Source organism: Bacteroidia bacterium (genome assembly GCA_040880525.1).
In the GTDB taxonomy this organism is placed as follows: Bacteria; Bacteroidota; Bacteroidia; order CAILMK01; family JBBDIG01; genus JBBDIG01.
In genome coordinates, this window is the sequence record JBBDIG010000031.1 from 12,997 (window position 1) to 28,898 (window position 15,902).

The window sequence follows — 15,902 nt, forward strand, 5'->3', positions numbered from 1 at the left end:
CGGGAATTTTCTCCGGTAAGGTTTCATAAAAAAAAGCCTAACTTTTGAGCAAGAAAAAATCCTAATTAACACCTGTTTTTGGCCTATGAAAACATGGTTTACCCTCTGTCTGCTTGTACTGTTGCTACCTCCCTTCCAGGGGATTACTCAAAATGAAGGGAATATCTGGTACTTTGGTTTTGAAGCTGGAATTGACTTCAATAGCGGCAGTGCAGTGCCGATTAACAATAGCCGCATGGAAACGCTGGAAGGATGCGCCAGCATTTGCGACAGCACCGGGAAGATCCTCTTTTACACAAATGGAGTGAATGTATGGGATAAGGAGCACAAGCAAATGGCTAACGGCAGCGGATTGAATGGCGATCCATCCTCCACCCAGTCAGGCATAATTGTCCCCCAACCTCTTAACCCGGATATTTATTACCTCTTTACAGTAGACAAAGGTACTGGCAGTGATGGTGTGTCATATTCTGTAATTGATATGAGCCGCAATGGAGGTCATGGAGAGGTGATCAGCAAAAACAATTTTCTTTATGCGCTGGCTGCAGAAAAAATAACGGCTGTGCTCCACCACAATCGCCAGGATATTTGGGTAGTCACCCACGAATCAGGCAACAATCGATTTCGCGCATACCTGGTAACCCCGGCTGGTTTGGATGAGGCTAATCCTGTGATCACAGACATAGGCCCTGTGCATGATGCCGTGGATTGTCGCAGCATGGGATACATGAAGGTTTCACCTAATGGTAAAAAGCTGGCACTGGCGGTTTCAGGTTGTGCCACCCCTACTTCGGATGACCGGCTGGAGATTTATGATTTTAATAATGAAACTGGTAAACTTTCCAATGCCATTAAAACGACAGTACCCAATGCCTACGGAATTGAGTTTTCCCCGAATAATAATTTACTATATGTGTCAGCCTGGTATATTGAGGGTAAAATTTATCAGTTCGATCTTCAGGCAGGGAGTGCTGCGGCAATCATCAATTCTCAGTTGGTGGTTGGGACTACTGATCCTGTGCCACCGTTCGGTACGGTAAATTGTTTTGGCGCTATGCAGATAGCACCTGACAAAAAGATCTATATAACAAAGTCGGAAACGGAGAAACTTGCGGTGATAGAGCAGCCCAACAAACGGGGGAACCTTTGCGAGTTCAGGGACGATCATTTTCTTCTGAATGGAAAAAAGGCTGCACTTGGCCTTCCGTCATTTATTCAGAGCTATTTTGATGTTCCAAGTTTCAAAGTGGAACATTTTTGTTTCTCCGATTCTACCACTTTCACAATTTCCAAAACCTTTCTGCTGGATTCCGTAATCTGGAATTTTGACGATCCTTCGAGCAATAGAAATATCTCCCGCGATATTAATCCTAAACATGTTTTTTCCGCTTCAGGGAAATATTTAGTAAAGGTGGAAATGTTCTTCGCGAATGGAAGCGCCTATCTCCAGGAACGGGAGGTACATATATATCCTTCTCCCAATGTGGAATTTGGAGATAGTCTCAGGCTTTGCAAAGGCGGTACGCTGAAGCTTGATGCCACCGTTCCGGGCGCTGAATATTTATGGCAGGATCAATCCACTGATTCCATTTTTACTGTAAGATCACCAGGGCTGTATTATGTGAAGGTAACCAATGAATGTGGCACTGGAAGAGATACAGTTACTATAACTTCTCTGGATCCGGTAAAGGATTTCGTTTTGCGCGATACTGCTTTCTGTGCGGGAGATTCTCTCGTCATTCCGTTAGAACGGCAGGAGGCAAATTATCTATGGTACGATAACTCGCAGGACACCGCGAATATCATTACAGAATCAGGCAATTACTGGGTAGAAGTCAGCAACATCTGTAACTCAGTCAGAAAAGAATTTACAGTTTACACGGATGAACCCGTTGAATTTGCTTTTGCAACAGATTCTCATTTATGCCAGGGAATGCGAATTGAGTTGGTTGCCGGAAATGAAGATCGCTACCGGTATACATGGCAGGATGGCTCCACAAGCAGACGGATTACAGTATCCAAAACCGATACATATAGCGTAGTCGTTGCCAATAGCTGCGGAGTTTTCGAGGATTCTGTTGTTCTTGTATTTCACGAATGCCCCTGCACCATATTTATGCCCACAGCATTCAGTCCGGATGGAGATGATAACGTGAATGACGATTTTCATCCGGTCTATGATTGTGTCCTGATTACTTCCCGGTTCCAGATTTTCGACCGGTGGGGCCAGCAGGTTTTTTATTCTGAAAATATTGATGAGAAGTGGGATGGAAAGTATAACGGCAAAATGGCACCAGAAGGAGTCTATATCTGGACCTTGGTTTACAAGGCTTTCCAGGATGGTCGGGTGGTGAATAAAAGAACGCGCGGAATAGTGACGCTGGTGAGGTGATACTTTTTAGAAAGCTCCCGATTTCTTCTTATTCCTTTATTTTTTGCTGCTGCATGACGATCTCTATTTCCTTCAGAATAAGGGCAGCCTGATCTTTATAATGAGATTCCATGGCGGACAAATGAGCAAACACATCACGGGCTTGGGGGAGTTCATTGCGCTGAAGACTGGCGAGTCCTAAAAAGAAAAACGCGTCCGCACGGAAGCTGCTATCAGGATCCTGAGTTAATGGTTGCAAAAGTATTTCGCTTTTACTGCTCTTATAGGTGGCCAGGTAGCTGATTCCATTTAGCAAAGCTGTTTGATCGTCATCAGGATTATCCAGCAGATGCGCATCAAAATAAAGAGAAGCCTGTTCAAAATTTCCCCGTGTATAATTATCCATTCCTTTAGCCTTAAAGCTTTTTTGATCTTCCGGATCTTCGTGCTTTACCTCTGGGAGATAAGGATTAAAGTGGCGGTTAAAGATGGCCTCGGTTCCGGTGGTGCGCGTAAGCAACAAAATAATGGGTATGGAGAATACCAGCAGCACAATGGCGGATTTCGCAATAAGGGAGAAGAGTTGGTTTCTTTTCGGGGATCCGGCATTTTGATGTCTTAAAGGCGGGCCGCCAGTAACGGTATGGACGCGACTCAATTCCTTAATACCATTTACTACCGCGCGGTATTCCCGTACTTCTGTGGCAAACTCAGCATCATAAGCGATCTTCTCTTCAATATAAAACCGCTCTTCTGCACAAAGCCTCCCTTCCAGGTAGGCATCAATTATTTCTATATCTTTTTCCTGCAGAGACATCAGGTATTCATCTGTTTATATCTGTATTGAGAAAAACTGAATTCCTCGTTTTTGAATCTAAGAACAACAACGATTATTTGTTGCAAAATGTCTCAAAGAATTCAAAAAATGTAAGAATTATGAGATTATCTTTTTTAGCAATAAAAATCGTTTTCCCGGCCTTATGTTCGATTCGGAAAGATTTTATCAGTCAGCTTTAAGCTTCAAATAAACTCCCTTCCTTCAGCTTTTCAGCATTTTCAGCTACCTGCAGGGCATCAATGAGCGGGAAAACATCACCATTCATCACATTATCTAAATTATAAAGCGTAAGCCCGATGCGGTGATCTGTTACCCTGCCCTGGGGATAGTTGTAAGTCCTGATCTTGGCTGAACGGTCACCAGTGCTCACCATAGTTTTCCGTTTTTTCGATTCTTCTTCCATGCGTTTTTGCAATTCCATTTCATAGATCCGTGAGCGAAGGACCTTCATTGCCTTGTCCAGGTTTTTTATCTGGCTTTTTTCGTCCTGGCAGGTGGCCACTATACCCGTTGGAATATGCGTAAGACGGATAGCGCTGTAAGTGGTATTCACGGATTGTCCACCCGGCCCTGATGAGCAAAAGGTGTCCTTCCGAATATCCGATTCCTTCAGTTCAATATCGAAATCTTCTGCTTCAGGAAGCACCACCACAGAAGCTGCGGAGGTGTGAACGCGCCCCTGCGTTTCAGTCTGCGGCACTCGCTGCACACGATGGACACCGCTCTCATACTTCAACTGTCCGTATACATTCTTACCATAGACATTGAGCACAATCTCCTTAAAACCTCCGGCAGTTCCTTCATTAAAATCAATAAGTTCGGTTTTCCAGCCCTGGCCTTCACAATATTTCTCATACATCCTGAAGAGATCACCGGCAAATATTGAAGCCTCATCTCCGCCTGTCCCGGCCCTGATTTCCATAATCGCATTTTTCTCGTCTTCCGGCTCCTTGGGAACGAGCATAACCTTTATCTGCGTCTCCACCTGTTCCAACTTTTCTTCCAGCTCTTCCAGGTCCAGCTTCGCCATTTCCCGCATTTCCTCATCCTTTTCCTGATGCAGGATTTTCTTATTCGTTTCGATATTGCTCAGGAGGTTTTTATACTCACGGTATTTCCCTACAATTTCAGTGAGTTCGCTATACTCCTTGTTCAGGCTCGTGTAGCGCTTCATATCGCTGAGAATTCCCGGATCGGTTAGTTGCTCTGCGACATCTTCCCAGCGCTGTTTTATATGTTCAAGTTTATTTTGAAGATCCATAAGCTTTTGATTTAAAGGTAAATCCCATTTTTAATAGGAGTAGACGCTAAGGCCGTCTCTTGATAGAATATAATACCGCTTATTGCCAGCGAGTACCTGTTTTGGATCAGGAATATTTAACGGCAAATTTAGCGGGTTTTCTTCCAGCGTTTGCAGGTCATAAACATAGGCGCTGTTATTCCTGATGTACAAAATTTTATTTTCTAATACCTGGAAAAAATCCAGATTTGGGACAGCGATTGTTTTGTAGTACTTCCCGAACAGATCAAATATCATGATTCCCTGTTGAGGATTATTCAGGTAAAGAAAATCCTCATCTTCCACCATATAGTTAGGGTTTACATCTTCATCCGTATAGAAAAAGAGATTGTTGCTCTCGATGGTTTTCCTCAACGTATTATCCAGTCTTTTGAGCTTTTGCTCCTGTTCGTCATATAGCCAAAGTCCGTTGTTGGAGGCACGGCAAATCACCGGAACGAATCTGAATCCTTTGGAAGCGAGGTCGAACCGGCCTATGTTCTTCATTTCATTGTCATTGATCAGCACTACGTTCTGATCTTCGAAATACAGATAGATCCTGAAGGGATTGCTCACGTCCATGAGTGTGAGTTCACCCTGGAGTTTTTCAGTAACCGAATAGAGTTTATTCAGATTCTGATCATACTTTGAAATGACGTTATTGCCCTCTACTGTATAAAGATTTCCGAGATGGTCAAGATAAAGCTTGCCCCGGAAGTCAGGGTTTGTAAAAACCGGCTTCAACTTGTTTTGTGCCACGAGCTGTGCAGTCGCCAGGAGCATGATCAAAAGAATAAGTTTAATCTTCATAATGCTTTAATTCGAGCGTTTCGCCATCAAAAACTGCATAAGTAAAATGCGTGATCCAGTCTCCCAGGTTTATGAATTCGCTTCTGTTGAGATGCAGATGCACAGGATAGTGCCGGTGTCCGAAAATGAAATAATCAATAGGTTCCGTTTTTAGCACTTCCCTGGCGTGCAGCACCAGAAATTCTTTATCCTCACCCAGGAAAATGCCGTCACTGCTTCCTGTTGATCTGCGGCTTTTGTGGCTGAAAAAATGGGCGAGATTAATGCCAAATCCGGGGTGTAGCCAACTGAACATCCTGCGGCATAGCGGATTCAGGAAAACCTTTTTCATCAGCTTAAAAGAGCGGTCGCCCGGCCCCAGGCCATCTCCGTGGGCGAGATAGAACTGTTTGCCATTAAAGCTTCTGATCAAATGCTTCCGGTATATCTTACCGATCTGTTCCTGCTCGAAATAATCCTTCATCCATAAATCGTGATTGCCTGTAAAAATGTGGATGGGAATGCCTTTATCCGCTAATTCTGCCAATTTGCCCTGCAGCCGGATAAAACCTTTGGGAACTACTTGCGAGTATTCGAACCAGAAGTCGAACAGGTCGCCCAGCAAGAACAGCTCTTCAACATCCTTTTCAATTTGCGTCAGCCAATGAACCAATTTCCGCTCCCGCTCAAGGCTTGAGGCATGATCAGGAATGCCAAGATGAAAATCAGAGGCGAAGTATATTTTTTTACCGGGCAGCAATGGTTATTGCTCATCAATTAGGAATACATACAATTCTTTGGGGCCGTGAGCTCCCAGCACCAGAGTTTTCTCAATATCCGCAGTCCGGCTGGGCCCGGAAATTATGGAGGTCATAGATGGCAGCGCTCCCTCGTATATTTTCTTCAGCCTTGCAAATGAATCTTTAAGATCATAGTCAAGCTGGTGCATATAGGCAACTACAACATGAACTCCCGGAAAAACGCTGATCATGCGGCTGTGGTTTTTGCGCGCAGTAACAATGACTGATCCTGTCCGCGCCACAAGGGCATCGCAGCCGGTTACGCCCACTTCGAGGGTTGCCATGTCCGGATTAATATCTGAGAATGGAATTCCTCCCTGTTTTAGTAAACCCCCAAGTTCGGGTTCATAGCAAACAATGTTTTTCCATGACTTCTGAATAATTTGTTTGAAATGAAAAAGAAACGCTTCCTCATCCTCACAAAATTCAAAATGGCCGTTGTTGGTGATGAATTCCTGCGCAAAGACGATGGCCAGGTCTTCTCCCTGTTTTACAAATACATCTTTATCCAGATCTGTTTGTGGTGGCGGCAGCGTGCTTTCCGCATCCTTTTGTATAAGTGCTTTTCTCACCTTTTTCAGCACCCGCTCTCTGGCTGTGATCTGCTGCTCGTGCATGGATTTCTTGCTAAGGCCTAATGATACACTATGACTTCTGTGTAGGATGTCCGGTGCCGCTGGGTTTAGTCTCAGGCTCTAGGTTGGCTGCAGGATTCCCGTGCCCGTTCACAGAAGTGGACTTCACTTCCTCTTCCTTTTCAATCTCAGGATTCTTTCCATCATCTGCAGTTTCGGTTCCGTTACTTTCCGAATTTTCTTCTTTTAGATTGAAGAAGTCATGGTAGATGTTATTTTTATTTTCATACGGACGGGGACCCAGCAAGGCTTCCAGATCATTCTGAAAAATGATCTCCTTTTCCAGGAGGGCTTTTGCCACCTTTTCCAGTTCTGATTTTTTGCTAAGCAGGAGCTCCTTTGTTCTTATGTATGCCGCCTCAATGAACAGGCGCATCTCCTCATCAATCATCTCAGCCGTTTTTTCGCTAAAAGGTTTCACCATACCATATTCGCCCTGCGGATCATTGTAGGAGACATTACCGATCTTGGCATTCATTCCGAATACCGTGATCATATTGTAGGATAATTTGGTAATGCGCTCCAGATCATTTTGTGCTCCTGTAGAAATACTCTCGAAAATAATGTCTTCGGCAACTCTTCCACCTAGCGTCATGCAGATGGTATCCAGCAGTTGCTCTTTCGTGTAGAGGTATTGTTCTTTGGGCAGGTACTGGGCGTATCCAAGTGCTGCTACACCACGAGGCACGATTGATACCTTCAACAGGGGACTGGCGTGTTCGAGAAACCAGCCCACTACAGCATGGCCAGCCTCATGATACGCCACAATGCCTTTTTCTTCAGGAGAAATGATCTTATTCTTTTTCTCGAGTCCTCCAATTACGCGGTCAATCGCATCATGGAAGTCCTGCATGTGAACTTCGGTATTTCCTTTCCGGGCAGCAATCAGGGCTGCTTCGTTACAGACGTTGGCAATTTCGGCTCCTGCAAAACCAGGGGTTTGTGCCGCCAGCTTTTTCGGTTCCACGTCTTTGGCCAGTTTCAATGGCAGCAGGTGAACCTTAAAGATTTGCTCGCGGCCTACAATGTCCGGTTTGTCAATAGATATCTGCCTGTCGAATCGTCCCGGCCTGAGGAGGGCGGTATCCAACACATCCGGCCGGTTGGTTGCGGCCATCAGGATTACACCGGAGTTGGTGCTGAAGCCATCCATCTCCGTGAGAAGTTGGTTCAGCGTATTTTCCCGCTCATCATTTGATCCCTGCACCAGGTTCCTTCCCCTGGCCCTGCCGATGGCATCAATTTCATCAATAAAAATAATGCAGGGAGCTTTTTCTTTTGCCTGCTTAAAAAGATCACGAACGCGCGAAGCACCTACGCCTACGAACATCTCTACAAAATCGGATCCTGAGAGGCTGAAAAATGGAACGCTTGCCTCACCGGCCACCGCTTTGGCCAGCAACGTTTTGCCGGTTCCGGGAGGGCCTACGAGCAGCACGCCTTTGGGTATTTTACCTCCAAGTTTTGTGTATTTGGTAGGATTCTTCAGAAAGTCTACGACCTCCATTACTTCCAGTTTGGCTTCTTCAAGGCCGGCCACATCTTTAAATGTTACAGAAACTTTGGTGTCTTTGTCAAACAGTGTGGCTTTGCTTTTACCAATATTGAAAAGCTGTCCACCGGCTCCGCCACCGCTGAGGCGCCTCATTATAAATATCCAGATCAGCACCATAATACCGATAGGAATAAGCCAACTGAATATTTCGCGGCCCCATTCCTGGCGAGGTTCGTATATTATCGGGATCTCATCAGCGATGTTATATTCATCCCGCGCTTCGGATACCTGCTCCTGGAAATTTTCTTTATCTCCAATATAAAACTGGAACTGAGGGCCTTCCTTTCCGCCAAGGATCGGAGCTTCTTTTACGTCTTTGTATTTTTCTTCAGCCAGCGCCCGTTCGGTCAGGAAAACTTCTACAAGTTCATTGTTCACTACTTTGAACTGCTTGATGTCCCCATCCGCCAGCATCTTTTTAACCTCAACCCAGTTTATGTCTTTTGCAAAATTGGTTGGGAAAAAATTGATAGCGAGGAATACTACCGCGATGACAAGGTAAATCCAGTAAAAACTAAATTTTGGTTTCTTATTACCACCACCTGGATCTTTTGAAGATTTTGGTTTAGGAACTTTATTTTCAGTACTCATTGGTCAATGTATAAAAGTGAAAAAATCAATCTTCGTGGGTAGTGGTTTCAGCATCAGCCCACAGGCCTTCAATATTATAGAACTTTCGTTGTTCTTTCTGGAAAATATGTACCACGATATCAACATAATCCATCAGCACCCAGCATTTATTATCCATACCTTCCAAATGCCAGGGGCGTTCACCAAGTTTAGCGCGAGTTTCCTCGTCCACTGAGCGGGCAATGGCTTCTACCTGGCGGTCATTATCTGCATGGCATATCACGAAGAAATCAGCAGGGGAGGTGGGCAGTTTACGAAGATCGAGCGAGGATATTTCTTTGGCTTGCTTCTCCTGCATGGCATGTATTACCACGTCAAGAAGTAAGGTAGCCGATTTAAGATTAGGAGATTCTGTCATTCAGTAGGGTTGTGAAAAAGAAATGCCGCAAAACTAAGATAAATGCGATGATTCAGCATTTTCGGCTTGTTGGAATCCGCTCCGGCAGGTTCAGTTATTGTGCCAAATGGATTTGACTGCCATAAGGTTAGGAAGTGGATACTGACTGCACTTTAAGCATATAGAGCCGGTCAGATTCTGCGAGCACAAAATGTATTCGTACTTCAGTTGAGATTCCATGAAGACACAGCCTCAGGGATAGTACCTCACCTAACTGAACCTCAAAGCTGTTACCGGTAAACTCCGGGAATAACAATTCCTCTTCCACGTCAAAAGGATCAGTGATTTCTAGCGAGAGATCGGCATCCGGAGAAGGCATGTCTTCGTCCTCAAAATTCAGCAGTACAAATTGTTGAAGGCTTTTATTCATTTCCTCCCGCAAGTCCGTCAAAGAGGTCGTTACTATATATTCAGAGGCCTTTTCAGGATCTTTGTTGGCCAGGGCCTGTAGGAAAAAATAGGCGCGGTCCAGCACCTCATCCCTCGTGGGCAGGCGCTTCCAGCAACTGTTCATGAATTGTATTGTCATAAGAGTGCTTCAAAATTAGCAATTCGGCTGGCACAACAGTATTATATATAAAAGGAATAAGACATATGAAACCCTCCCGGTTCATGGTTCGTGTTTATGGTATCCTGATGCTGGCGAATAAACAGATTTTAATCAGCCATGAACAGATTGGCAGCAAGAAGGTGACAAAATTTCCGGGTGGCGGGCTGGAATTTGGCGAAAGCACGATTCAATGCCTGAAGCGTGAGTTTCTTGAAGAAGCGGGTTTGGCTATTGAAGTCGGGGATCATTTTTATACCACAGATTTTTTTGTGCAAAACCATTTTGAACCAGCGGAACAGGTGATCGGGGTGTACTATTTCGTTTCACTGGCTGAGAGCGGCCAGGTGCAACTAAGGGATGGAAACCGCACAAACTATAAGCATCTCATCAATGAACTGAGACAAGAGTGGCTTCCGCTTTCTGAACTGATTCCGGATAATTTTACTTTCCCGGCTGATCAGGTGGTGGCCCAACGGCTTTTATCCTTATTCAAATAAAGCAAGAAAGGAAGGGCTTTCACCTGAGGAAATATCAGACGGCATCACAATCGGATAACGATCTTTCCCATTTGATGGCCTTTCTCCATTCGTTCAAAGGCTTCGGCAGTATTTTCCAGCGGATAGACTTTATCTATCACAGGAATGATCTGTTTCTCATTAACCAATTTCAGCATTGCTTCAAAGTCAGCGTCAGAGCCCATTGAGGAGCCAAGAATAGTGATCTGCTTCCAAAAAATGCGGGCAGGCAACAAGCCATTGATCTTGCCCCTGGTGCCGCCATACATGCAGATCCGCCCGCCCGGAGATACCAGTTTCAGCAGTTCATTGAATCCTTCTCCTGCTGCACCGTCTACGATCACATCAAAGACCCCCGCATTTTTTTGCAGCTCCTTTGTCCAGTGAGGGTTCGTATAGTTGGCGCCTCCCTCTACACCGGCTTCCACCGCCTTCGCAATTTTGCTGTCTGAACCTGACGTTACCCAAACCTCACATCCCAGCGCGGCTGCAAACTGCACGGCAAATTGCGCCACTCCGCCACCGGCTCCCGTTACCAGCACCTTTTCGCCCGTCTTCAATTGAGGACGAACAACCGTTGCGCGAAATGCTGTAAGGCCACCTAACGGCAAAGCTGCCGCCTGCTCAAAATTCAGATGAGGGGGTTTGGGATACAGATTAGCAGCAGGTACACGAATATATTCAGCAAGGGTACCATCCTCCGGCATTCCCACAATTTGATAGTCAGGCGCAGGTGCGTTTTCATTTTCTCCCCAACCTATCATGGTATTGATGATCACGTCCTTTCCGAGCCATGATTCTTCCACGCCTTCACCTGTTTCATCCACCACTCCGGCTCCGTCAGATCCCGGTGTTACTGGAAATTTCAGGTTAGGATAAAGTCCCTGCTGAATATATACGTCCCGGTGGTTGAGCGCAGCAGCTTTTAATTTCACCACCACATCTCCCTTTCCGGCTTCCGGTTTTTGTTTCTCCACCAATTTTAACGGGGTATTTACAGCCTGTAATTCAATCGCTCTCATTTCCTGTTTTCTTTTGGCGGGCAAAGGTAAGGCGGCTGAATATGCAGCACCAGCAAACCGGCTTCTTTATGTGCGATGAGTGATCTGAATTTAAAACTAAAAAAACTTCATTTTTGCGGGTAATTAAATTGATAATTTTAAAATCAGGAAAATGCGCAGTTTCGAACGGCTCTCATACTTGTTGCACGAAAACATCCCGGTATATGGAAATTACGTTCATCTGGAGTTGGAGCGGATAAATTCCATTTCTAAAGGTGATACGGCTAACAAAACCTTTCTGAAGATTGACAGCCACATGGGAACCCATTTGGACTTTCCTTACCATTTTATAAATGGAGGGAAAAAGGGGGAGGAGTATCCCGCTGAATTTTTTGTATGCCATAATGCGAAAGTGGTGGAAATTGATCAGGATTCCGGGGTAATTAAAATGGATAAAGTAAAACACCTGACGCCCGATGCTAAGCTGGAGTTCCTGATGGTAAAAACCGGCCTCTGCTATAAACGAGATGAGCGCCAATATTGGGAAGACAATGCAGGAATGCATCCTGATACCGCTGCATTTTTCAGAGAACTTTTTCCTGCTCTTCGCTTTTTTGGATTTGATTCAATTTCCATGAATGCTTTTCAACACCGCGAAACAGGACGGCAGGCACACCTTGAATATCTTGGCCGCGAAATCCTGATTGTAGAGGACATGGATTTGCGCAATGTATCAGAGCAGACCAAGTTCCGGAACTTGATAATTTCACCATTCTTATTTGAAGAATGTGATGGCGCACCATGCAGCATCATTGCAGAAGTGGAATTGGAAACGGGAAAGCAATAATTTACTTTTTAATTGCAATTCACAATTTATTTTTACAAAACATTTTAAACATAAAAGCAGATGTATTTCATTTTATTTTACAAGACCATGGACGATTATATGGAAAGACGTGGAGCTTTCCGTAGCGAACATTTAAAATTAGCCGGTGAGGCTTATGAAAAGGGCGATCTTATAATGGCCGGTGCCCTGGCTGAACCACCTGATGGTGCCGTCCTCATCTTTAAAGGAGACAGCCCTGACAGTGCAGAAAAATTTGCTCAGAATGATCCCTATGTAAAAAATGGCCTGATCAGAGAATGGAATGTGCGCCCCTGGACGGTGGTGGTGGGAGGTGAATCGTAGCGCTATTTGTTTCTATAGCATAAAATTTCCGGATATTTTAATAAAAGAAAGGGGAGTCTGAATCGGATACATAGAAAAATAAGTTCGAATTTTTAAAATATAAATTCGACTTTTTTTAAAGCAGTATTATTTTAATGGTTTAAATTCTCAAACCAATTCTTCACAATGTTATTCATGGTCCCTGGAAAGGAGACATGTTTAAACTCATTGGTTTCAGTATTGTAACGGTAATCCCGGGCGTAATCCTGGTGGTGCAAGGCCAAATCTTCAATGGCGTTTACAATGGTGTGAATTTCATTGGCCGTCATAGTAGGATGAATTGATATTCTGACCCAGCCGGGCTTTGTTGAAAAATTGCCCTTGTCAATCTTGTTGGTTATGCTTTTGGATTGTTCATGAGAAACCTCAAGGAGATAATGTCCATAAGTTCCGGCACAGGAGCAGCCGCCCCGTGATTGAATGCCGTGGCGGTCGTTCAGCATCTTGACCACCAGATTATAATGGACATTTTCTATATAAAATGAAAAGACACCGAGGCGTTCCTTCACATTATCCGCAAGGAGATGCAGGTTAGGTATTTTGGATAGGCCTTTCCATATTATGTCAATCAAGTATTTTTCCTGCTGTAGCATCAGATCAGGGCGCATCTCCTCTTTCAGCTTAATGGAAAGGGCGGCCTTTATGGTCTGAAGAAAAGGAGGCGTACCCCCATCTTCCCGCGCCTCAATGTTGTCCACGAATTTGTGTTCGCCCCAGGGATTTGTCCATTCCACTGTCCCTCCGCCAGGATGGTCAGGGATTTTGTTGGAATAAAGCTTCGGGTCGAAGATGAGGATACCGGTGCTGCCCGGCCCGCCCAGGAATTTGTGAGGAGAGAAGTAGATTGCGTCCAGGTGCCGTAGCGGATTTGGAGGCCGCATATTAATATCCACATACGGGGCAGAGCAGGCAAAGTCCACGAAGCAGAGGCCACTGTTCCTGTGCATCATTTCCGCCACTTCGTGGTAGTGGGTCAGAATCCCTGTAACGTTTGAACATCCGGTTATTGCGGCAATTTTGCGCTTGCGGCTGCGGTGCTTTTCCAGCATTTTCGACAGGTGGTCCAGGTCCATCAGGCCGTCATTATCAGGTTGGATAATCTCCACCTTTGCCAGGGTCTCAAGCCAGGAGGTGTGGTTACTGTGGTGCTCCATGTGGCTGATAAAAATCACGGGCTGTTCCACTTCCGGAAGGCTCAGGTAAGGCTTCAATTTTTCGCTGATCTTCAGTCCCAGTATGCGCTGAAATTTGTTTACCACGCCCGTCATCCCGGCATTTGATGAAATGATCACATCCTCCTCCCTTGCCCCCACATGTTGTTTAATAATATGCTGAGCTTCATGATAGGCCTTTGTCATGGCAGTGCCGGTCACGTTGGTTTCTGTGTGGGTGTTGGCCACGAAAGCGCCCATATCCTCAGCTATCCTCTGTTCAATCGGCCTGTAGAGCCGTCCGCTAGCTGTCCAGTCAGAATACAGTAATTTCTTGCGGCCGTAGGGGGTATCAAACTCCTGGTCCACTCCCACTATATGGCGCCTGAACCTGGCAAAGTGATTTTCGAGGTCAATTGGTGCTTCTCTCGTTAATGCTGCCGGAACTACCATTTTCTTCATTTTTTATTGAGCCACTAAATTAATGATTCCCAGCCAGGAATGGAGGAGGGTCTTGTCTGTTGCCAGCCTTATAAAGAAAATGGTCTGTGGTTCGGAAAATCAGCCTGCCAGAAGAAATGCTATGTAGCCGGAGCGGCAATTATGACGAACCCAATCTCAAGGTCAAAAATGTTCTTGTGATTTCAAAAGTTATTTGGATAATTTAAAATGGAAAAATATCAGATTACATTATCGCAAATCCTGAAAAAGTGGCTGGACGATAAATTTCATAAAGCATGAAAAAATGGTTGAACCAAAAAAAAAGCGCATGAAAATTTCCATGCGCTTTCCTTATTCTAATTCAGAGATTATTCTCCGCCAGCCCATTTGATAGTGCAGCCAATGGCGCGGGTATAGTCAGGTTGCGGCTTTTCGCCATTTTGCACGGCAGCAATGGCATCTTCCAGATAATGCTCTTTTACAGCATTGGCATCGCGGGTGTTGTCGTCAATTGCCCCAATATAGCGTACGTACAGGCCGTCATCTTCTTTCTCCAGCAGATATACATGCGGTGTGCGGGTGGCGCCAAATCTGCGGGTAACTTCCTGTGTATCATCCCGAAGGTAGGGAAATGTAAAACCCTTTTCTTTCGCACGGGCTTTCATGTGCTTCATGTCATCTTCAGGCTTTATTTTCGTGTCGTTCGGATTTATGGCGATCACCGGAAATCCTTGTGGTGCATATTTGTTGTGGAGCGTAACCATCCGGTCTTCACTTGCTACCACGTAAGGGCAGGTATTGCAACTGAAAATGACGATGTAGCCTTTAGCCTCGTTCATACTTGCCATTGAAACCATTTTGCCATCGACTCCGGGCAGATTAAAATCTTCTGCTTTATCACCTACCTTGTAGCCGGTTTCTCCGGCCGGAGCAAAAGCAAACAGGAACAGGGGAAGGAGTAATAATAAATTCTTCATTGTTATTTGATTTTTGATTGAATTATTGAATTGATTTTATCGTACGTCATGGAACCGGATACGAATTCCCTGGAGCCGTCCGGCATTACAAATAGTGTGGCAGGAATAGTTCCGTCCCAGCTTTCGCTAACTTTGGGAATCCACTCATTTTCGCCCGGAGCATTCAGGAATATTACGCGTGAATTGAGGTTATGTTTCTTGATAAATGGCTCGATACGGCTTTCAATCTGGCCGGGAAAATCGAGGCTTACCAGCACCACACGAACCTTCTGATCCTGCATTTCCGTGGTAACTTTTTCAAATTCAGGTAGTTCTTTTACGCATGGCGCGCACCAGGTGGCCCAGAAATTCAGCACATAGAGCGTATCATGGGCCGGTAGCAGGTATTGCTTCTCAAATTCCGGAAAGGTAACTTCTGCAACCTCCTGGCTGTAAGAAGAAGCAGAAATGAAAATGAATGACAGAACAGCGGCTAAGATTTTCATAGGTTTTGTAAAGAGACGTGCCTTTACAATTTTGATGCACTTTTGATGGAACTGAAGGAACGGGACGAAAGAAGCCTGATTTCCCGGCAATTCTGGTTTTAGTTTAAAAATGAAATTTTAATTACTTAAAATAAAAAGACAGAAATAGCTCTTAAAATTTTAAATTATTTTTAAATATTAAACTAAAAAGTAATTGAATAAACAATATAGGTATAGGCTTTTAGATCGCAATTCTAAAGTGCTGATTTAATTCGTTTTGG

General features: G+C 44.8%; 16 protein-coding genes. 4 read left to right on the top strand and 12 right to left on the bottom strand.

Annotation, left to right across the window (positions count from 1 at the left end; translation table 11 throughout):
• Positions 1 to 85 precede the first annotated feature (85 nt).
• A complete protein-coding gene (locus tag WD077_08900; protein ID MEX0967343.1) occupies positions 86 to 2,392 on the top strand; it encodes a gliding motility-associated C-terminal domain-containing protein in 2,307 nt (768 codons plus the stop codon).
• Between the two features lie 28 nt (positions 2,393 to 2,420).
• Here WD077_08900 and WD077_08905 read toward each other — a convergent pair whose 3' ends face one another.
• The 8 genes from WD077_08905 to WD077_08940 form a co-directional block, all read right to left on the bottom strand.
• Positions 2,421 to 3,188, bottom strand: coding sequence for a hypothetical protein (locus WD077_08905; GenBank protein MEX0967344.1), 768 nt, complete (start codon positions 3,186 to 3,188; stop codon positions 2,421 to 2,423).
• A gap of 196 nt (positions 3,189 to 3,384) precedes the next feature.
• Positions 3,385 to 4,470, bottom strand: coding sequence for a peptide chain release factor 1 (prfA, locus tag WD077_08910; protein MEX0967345.1), 1,086 nt, complete (start codon positions 4,468 to 4,470; stop codon positions 3,385 to 3,387).
• A gap of 30 nt (positions 4,471 to 4,500) precedes the next feature.
• Positions 4,501 to 5,298, bottom strand: a complete 798-nt coding sequence (locus tag WD077_08915) for a hypothetical protein (GenBank protein ID MEX0967346.1) — start codon at positions 5,296 to 5,298, stop codon at positions 4,501 to 4,503.
• On the bottom strand, positions 5,288 to 6,037 hold the full coding sequence (locus WD077_08920; protein ID MEX0967347.1) for a UDP-2,3-diacylglucosamine diphosphatase: 750 nt from the start codon (positions 6,035 to 6,037) through the stop codon (positions 5,288 to 5,290). The genes WD077_08915 and WD077_08920 overlap by 11 nt, the downstream gene beginning before the upstream one ends.
• A 3-nt stretch (positions 6,038 to 6,040) precedes the next feature.
• Positions 6,041 to 6,694, bottom strand: a complete 654-nt coding sequence (locus WD077_08925; GenBank protein ID MEX0967348.1) for a lactate utilization protein — start codon at positions 6,692 to 6,694, stop codon at positions 6,041 to 6,043.
• Between the two features lie 28 nt (positions 6,695 to 6,722).
• Positions 6,723 to 8,858 (bottom strand): ATP-dependent zinc metalloprotease FtsH, encoded by a 2,136-nt coding sequence (gene ftsH / locus WD077_08930; GenBank protein MEX0967349.1) that lies wholly within the window; start codon positions 8,856 to 8,858, stop codon positions 6,723 to 6,725.
• Positions 8,859 to 8,883: 25 nt separating this feature from the next.
• Positions 8,884 to 9,255, bottom strand: coding sequence for a ribosome silencing factor (gene rsfS / locus WD077_08935; GenBank protein MEX0967350.1), 372 nt, complete (start codon positions 9,253 to 9,255; stop codon positions 8,884 to 8,886).
• 127 nt (positions 9,256 to 9,382) lie between these two features.
• A complete protein-coding gene (locus tag WD077_08940) occupies positions 9,383 to 9,823 on the bottom strand; it encodes a hypothetical protein (protein ID MEX0967351.1) in 441 nt (146 codons plus the stop codon).
• A 65-nt stretch (positions 9,824 to 9,888) separates the two neighbouring features.
• On the opposite strand from WD077_08940, the gene WD077_08945 reads away from it, so the two are divergent.
• Positions 9,889 to 10,341, top strand: coding sequence for an NUDIX domain-containing protein (locus WD077_08945; GenBank protein MEX0967352.1), 453 nt, complete (start codon positions 9,889 to 9,891; stop codon positions 10,339 to 10,341).
• Positions 10,342 to 10,385: 44 nt separating this feature from the next.
• On the opposite strand, the gene WD077_08950 is transcribed toward WD077_08945, so the two are convergent.
• Positions 10,386 to 11,381 (bottom strand): zinc-binding dehydrogenase, encoded by a 996-nt coding sequence (locus tag WD077_08950; protein ID MEX0967353.1) that lies wholly within the window; start codon positions 11,379 to 11,381, stop codon positions 10,386 to 10,388.
• Between the two features lie 151 nt (positions 11,382 to 11,532).
• On the opposite strand from WD077_08950, the gene WD077_08955 reads away from it, so the two are divergent.
• Together WD077_08955 and WD077_08960 are read left to right on the top strand one after the other, a co-directional pair.
• The gene (locus tag WD077_08955) at positions 11,533 to 12,207 is read left to right on the top strand and encodes a cyclase family protein (GenBank protein MEX0967354.1); all 675 of its coding nucleotides are present in this window, start codon (positions 11,533 to 11,535) and stop codon (positions 12,205 to 12,207) included.
• Positions 12,208 to 12,267: 60 nt separating this feature from the next.
• Positions 12,268 to 12,549, top strand: coding sequence for a YciI-like protein (locus tag WD077_08960; GenBank protein MEX0967355.1), 282 nt, complete (start codon positions 12,268 to 12,270; stop codon positions 12,547 to 12,549).
• A gap of 131 nt (positions 12,550 to 12,680) precedes the next feature.
• On the opposite strand, the gene WD077_08965 is transcribed toward WD077_08960, so the two are convergent.
• The 3 genes from WD077_08965 to WD077_08975 all read right to left on the bottom strand — a co-directional run bounded on the left by WD077_08965 (position 12,681) and on the right by WD077_08975 (position 15,642).
• Positions 12,681 to 14,201 (bottom strand): aminotransferase class V-fold PLP-dependent enzyme, encoded by a 1,521-nt coding sequence (locus WD077_08965; protein MEX0967356.1) that lies wholly within the window; start codon positions 14,199 to 14,201, stop codon positions 12,681 to 12,683.
• 347 nt (positions 14,202 to 14,548) lie between these two features.
• The gene (locus tag WD077_08970) at positions 14,549 to 15,157 is read right to left on the bottom strand and encodes a thioredoxin family protein (protein ID MEX0967357.1); all 609 of its coding nucleotides are present in this window, start codon (positions 15,155 to 15,157) and stop codon (positions 14,549 to 14,551) included.
• Positions 15,158 to 15,159: 2 nt separating this feature from the next.
• Positions 15,160 to 15,642 carry a TlpA disulfide reductase family protein gene (locus WD077_08975; protein MEX0967358.1) on the bottom strand — a complete coding sequence of 161 codons (483 nt, stop codon included), beginning with the start codon at positions 15,640 to 15,642 and terminating at the stop codon, positions 15,160 to 15,162.
• Between the last annotated feature and the right edge of the window lie 260 nt (positions 15,643 to 15,902).

Coding starts and splice junctions, on each gene's coding strand:
- WD077_08900 (MEX0967343.1), top strand. CDS start 86: ATGAAAACATGGTTTACCCTCTGTCTGCTTGTACTGTTGCTACCTCCC.
- WD077_08905 (MEX0967344.1), bottom strand. CDS start 3,188: ATGTCTCTGCAGGAAAAAGATATAGAAATAATTGATGCCTACCTGGAA.
- prfA (MEX0967345.1), bottom strand. CDS start 4,470: ATGGATCTTCAAAATAAACTTGAACATATAAAACAGCGCTGGGAAGAT.
- WD077_08915 (MEX0967346.1), bottom strand. CDS start 5,298: ATGAAGATTAAACTTATTCTTTTGATCATGCTCCTGGCGACTGCACAG.
- WD077_08925 (MEX0967348.1), bottom strand. CDS start 6,694: ATGCACGAGCAGCAGATCACAGCCAGAGAGCGGGTGCTGAAAAAGGTG.
- ftsH (MEX0967349.1), bottom strand. CDS start 8,858: ATGAGTACTGAAAATAAAGTTCCTAAACCAAAATCTTCAAAAGATCCA.
- rsfS (MEX0967350.1), bottom strand. CDS start 9,255: ATGACAGAATCTCCTAATCTTAAATCGGCTACCTTACTTCTTGACGTG.
- WD077_08940 (MEX0967351.1), bottom strand. CDS start 9,823: ATGACAATACAATTCATGAACAGTTGCTGGAAGCGCCTGCCCACGAGG.
- WD077_08945 (MEX0967352.1), top strand. CDS start 9,889: ATGAAACCCTCCCGGTTCATGGTTCGTGTTTATGGTATCCTGATGCTG.
- WD077_08950 (MEX0967353.1), bottom strand. CDS start 11,381: ATGAGAGCGATTGAATTACAGGCTGTAAATACCCCGTTAAAATTGGTG.
- WD077_08955 (MEX0967354.1), top strand. CDS start 11,533: ATGCGCAGTTTCGAACGGCTCTCATACTTGTTGCACGAAAACATCCCG.
- WD077_08960 (MEX0967355.1), top strand. CDS start 12,268: ATGTATTTCATTTTATTTTACAAGACCATGGACGATTATATGGAAAGA.
- WD077_08965 (MEX0967356.1), bottom strand. CDS start 14,201: ATGAAGAAAATGGTAGTTCCGGCAGCATTAACGAGAGAAGCACCAATT.
- WD077_08970 (MEX0967357.1), bottom strand. CDS start 15,157: ATGAAGAATTTATTATTACTCCTTCCCCTGTTCCTGTTTGCTTTTGCT.
- WD077_08975 (MEX0967358.1), bottom strand. CDS start 15,642: ATGAAAATCTTAGCCGCTGTTCTGTCATTCATTTTCATTTCTGCTTCT.